The sequence below is a fragment of the Sphaerisporangium flaviroseum genome (assembly GCF_039537005.1).
Classification (GTDB): Bacteria; Actinomycetota; Actinomycetes; order Streptosporangiales; family Streptosporangiaceae; genus Sphaerisporangium; species Sphaerisporangium flaviroseum.
In genome coordinates this window covers 19,052-22,308 of record NZ_BAAAZR010000032.1, presented here as the reverse complement: position 1 = coordinate 22,308, position 3,257 = coordinate 19,052, and the positions used below count along the sequence as shown (strand labels likewise).

At 69.6% G+C, this 3,257-nt stretch carries 4 protein-coding genes; all 4 read right to left on the bottom strand.

Translation table 11 applies throughout. The features are described 5' to 3' along the window. Nucleotides 1-48 precede the first annotated feature (48 nt). The 4 genes from ABD810_RS30735 to ABD810_RS30720 all read right to left on the bottom strand — a co-directional run bounded on the left by ABD810_RS30735 (nucleotide 49) and on the right by ABD810_RS30720 (nucleotide 2,729). Nucleotides 49-720 (bottom strand): DUF3618 domain-containing protein, encoded by a 672-nt coding sequence (locus ABD810_RS30735; protein WP_344948433.1) that lies wholly within the window; start codon nucleotides 718-720, stop codon nucleotides 49-51. Beyond that, nucleotides 717-1,142, bottom strand: coding sequence for a phage holin family protein (locus ABD810_RS30730; protein ID WP_344948430.1), 426 nt, complete (start codon nucleotides 1,140-1,142; stop codon nucleotides 717-719). Before ABD810_RS30730 ends, ABD810_RS30735 begins: the two co-directional genes overlap by 4 nt. A 47-nt stretch (nucleotides 1,143-1,189) precedes the next feature. After that, on the bottom strand, nucleotides 1,190-2,194 hold the full coding sequence (locus tag ABD810_RS30725) for a DNA topoisomerase IB (protein ID WP_344948427.1): 1,005 nt from the start codon (nucleotides 2,192-2,194) through the stop codon (nucleotides 1,190-1,192). Nucleotides 2,195-2,306: 112 nt separating this feature from the next. Beyond that, nucleotides 2,307-2,729 (bottom strand): SPW repeat protein, encoded by a 423-nt coding sequence (locus ABD810_RS30720; protein WP_344948424.1) that lies wholly within the window; start codon nucleotides 2,727-2,729, stop codon nucleotides 2,307-2,309. Nucleotides 2,730-3,257: the final 528 nt, after the last annotated feature.

The window sequence follows — 3,257 nt, the reverse complement described above, 5'->3', positions numbered from 1 at the left end:
CCCGCTCGTCTCCGGCCGGCTGTTCACCGGCCGCCTTCCCGGCTTCCGTCAGGTCCTGGTCGTGGCACCGGGGCGGGAGCGCCGCTCCAGCCGGCCCCGCCACCCGGCTCCGGCCATGGTGAGCGCTCCGGCCACGATGAGGAGGACCTCGGGACGGCGCCTGGCCTGGGTCGTGATCTGGCCGGCGACGCCCTTCAGCGCCCCGGGGACGCCCTCACCTGCCGTTCCCGTGGTGCTCGTGGTGGCCTTCGAGGCGGCCTCGCGGAGCCGGCCGGCCACCTCGGCGGCCTTCTCCCGCGCGACGACCTTGGTCTCGGCCACCTTCTGCTGCGCCCGCGCCTTCACGTCGACCTTCTGCGCCAGCGCCTCCACCGTACGGCCGAGCTCCTCCCGGGTGTGGAAGATGTCGTCGCGCAGCCGGTCCTCCTCCGAGCGGGCCGCCTGCTTGGACTTCCTCTCCGGCGGGGCCTGCCGGCCCGGCCGGTCGGACGGGGCCTCCTGGCTCGCCCGGACGAGCGGCTCGGAGAGCCCGGCCAGTGGATCGCCCTTCCCATGGCTGACCACGGGCTTGACGTACGGCTTCGGCGGCGCGTGCACCTGGGGAACGTTGAGCGACGGTCCCGCGGACTCCGGAGTCGCCGTACCGGGCTCCTGCCTGTGCAGGCCCACCTCTCCGGCGGTGGGACGGTACGGGCCCCCGATGGGGTCGTTTTCGGTCATCGGTGTGCACTCTCCTTCACGACGTCGACATCGGCCTTGAGGCTCTGGATGGCTTCCTGCGGCAGCGGTGGCGTGGCCTTGGCCACCTGGCGCTTGCCCACGAGGGCGAGCACGGCGGCGACGACCAGCAGCACCACTCCCACGATCAGGGCGGCGACCCACGGCGCGAGCGCCTGGGCGACCAGCAGGATCAGCGCCGCGACCAGCGCTCCCCCGCCGTACAGGGCGACCACTCCCGCGCCGCCGAACAGCCCGGCGCCGAGCCCGGCCCGCCGGCCCTTCCGCGTGAGCTCCAGGGTCGCCAGCCGGATCTCGTCCCGGACGAGCCGGGAGACCTCCCCGGAAAGGTGCCGGATCAGTTCGGCGGTCGAGAGGGAGGTGTAGGGGTTGGTCTCGGCCCGGGGTTCCCTCAGGTCGGTCATCGCGTTCTCCCTTCTTCCCGGCGCCCGGAGGCGCCGGACACGAGCGGCTATGAGCGGCGCAGCAGGGCCATGACCGCCCTCTCCACGCCGCCGTGGGTGGCGAGCTGCCCGAAGTCGGCGTCCGCGCCGAGCTCGCTGAGCGACCTCTCGATGGTCCGGCCCTTCTCGTAGGCCTGGATCACCCGGGGATCGACATAGGACGCCCGTGCGACGGCGGGCGTGTTGCCCAGGTAATCCGAGACCTCGTTCATGACGCGGCTGATCGCCCGCTTGCGCCCGGTCCTGTTGCTCGCACGCGAGGAGACGGCGAGGCCCACCGCCGCCAGCACCGTCGCGTGCCAGGTGCGGAAGTCCTTGGCCGACACCTCGAAGTCCAGGATGTCCCGCAGGTAGCCATTGATGTCCTCGCTGCGCACGTCGACCCAGCCGGAGCCGCTCCTGTAGCGCAGCAGCTCCCCCTCTTCCCCGGACCGGTGGAGGGAGGTGATCACCTTGCACACGTCCGCGTCCATCATCTCCACCTCCCGCCTCTTGCCGCCCTTGGCCGGGTAGACGCAGGTCACCCGGCCCCTGTGGCAGGTCACATGCTCCATGCGGAGCGTGGCCAGCCCGTACGAGTCGTACTCCTCGCCTCCGACCCGGAAGAAGCCGATGTCCAGCATCCGGGCCGCGGCGGCCAGGACGCGCTCGCGAGTCATGCCCCGCGCCTGGAGGTCCTTGTCGACCCGCTCGCGGAAGGCCGGCAGCCTCCGGGCCATCTCGCGCACGCGGTCGAACTTGGCGCGGTCCTGTTCGTCGCGCCAGACGTCGTGGTAGCGGTACTGGCGCCGTCCCGCCGTGTCGGTGCCCACGGCCTGGATGTGGCCGTCGGCGTACCGGCAGATCCACACCTCCCGCCAGGCGGGCGGGATGCCGAGACCCCTGATCCGGGCGAGGACCCGGCGGTCGGCCACCGGCCGGCCGTCCGGCCAGTGGTAAGTGAACCCCCGTCCCCGGCGCCTGCGGCGGATGCCCGGTTCGGTGGGATTGCTCTGTCGCAGCTCCACCGTCACGGCCGCCTCCTACCCCCGTTGTGCGCCGCAAACAGAGTGGTCGCCGGGATCGCGGTGTACGCGTAATCGGGTGTGGCGGTCCACACCGCCACACCCGAGAACCACTCCTTCACTACCTTGTCGGCATCTTCCGGTTCCCCACCGCCATGGCCCCCAGCCCAAGCAGAAGGATGATGATGCCGGTGATGACGTTGTTCCAGATCGACCCAGTGGTGTGGGACCGTATGATCCACGGCGAGAGGATCGTCCAGATTCCGAGGATGGGTGCGATCCAGGTCAGCCCGTACGTGCGCCCGTATGCGGACGCGAACCCCAGGGCCAGAGCGGCCAGTGCCAGCCCGGTGACCATGTTGCTCACCGCTAGCCGGGACAAGCCGTTGAAGCCCACCACCCATGGCGATATCGCGAGGTAGAGCCCCGCGAGAAGCGTCAGCCCATCGATCACCTGTGCGGCCGTGCTGGAACTCGCCCGTTCGTACTTGGCGCGCATCGCGACAATGTCGGGATGCGCTTCCAGGCCGGTCGGTCTACTCATGACCTCACCGCCTTTCCGAACTTACTTCGCGGAACGGATCAATTTCGCCATACCCCTGCGGGGGTGGCCGGTCACGGTGACCAGGGCAAATATTTCGGCTGATGATGGCCGATCATTTGGCCGCGATCGGCGACCGGCCGCCCTGGACGTAGTTGATCCTTCGGAGCCTTTCCGTGGGGGGCGGCAGACATCGAATCGGTCCTGCAGACCGTGAAGTCGTCCGATGTATTGATCGCCGCCCTTGATCGGGCGATGATGTGGACATCGGGCAACGGGCCAGCTAGACCGCATTTACCGGCATTTAGGAGCATCCATCCATCACACACAGTGAAGTGATCAGCTCTTGACGACCGGAGACATCCAATGTTAACTGCGCCTGACAGTCGTGATGTGGGGTCAGTGCGATGGTTCGGCCGATCATCGTGCGCCCTCGCACGCTGTCGTGGAGAGGGGCCCGGAGGCCGGCGTCATGCCGGTCGCCGATCGCCGGTCGCGCCGGCCCCGGGCCTCTCCTCGAAAGCTCGCGTG

Bases quoted from the DNA above. Each gene is read 5' to 3' on its own strand.
- ABD810_RS30720 (WP_344948424.1), bottom strand. From the start codon at position 2,729: ATGAGTAGACCGACCGGCCTGGAAGCGCATCCCGACATTGTCGCGATG.
- ABD810_RS30735 (WP_344948433.1), bottom strand. From the start codon at position 720: ATGACCGAAAACGACCCCATCGGGGGCCCGTACCGTCCCACCGCCGGA.
- ABD810_RS30730 (WP_344948430.1), bottom strand. From the start codon at position 1,142: ATGACCGACCTGAGGGAACCCCGGGCCGAGACCAACCCCTACACCTCC.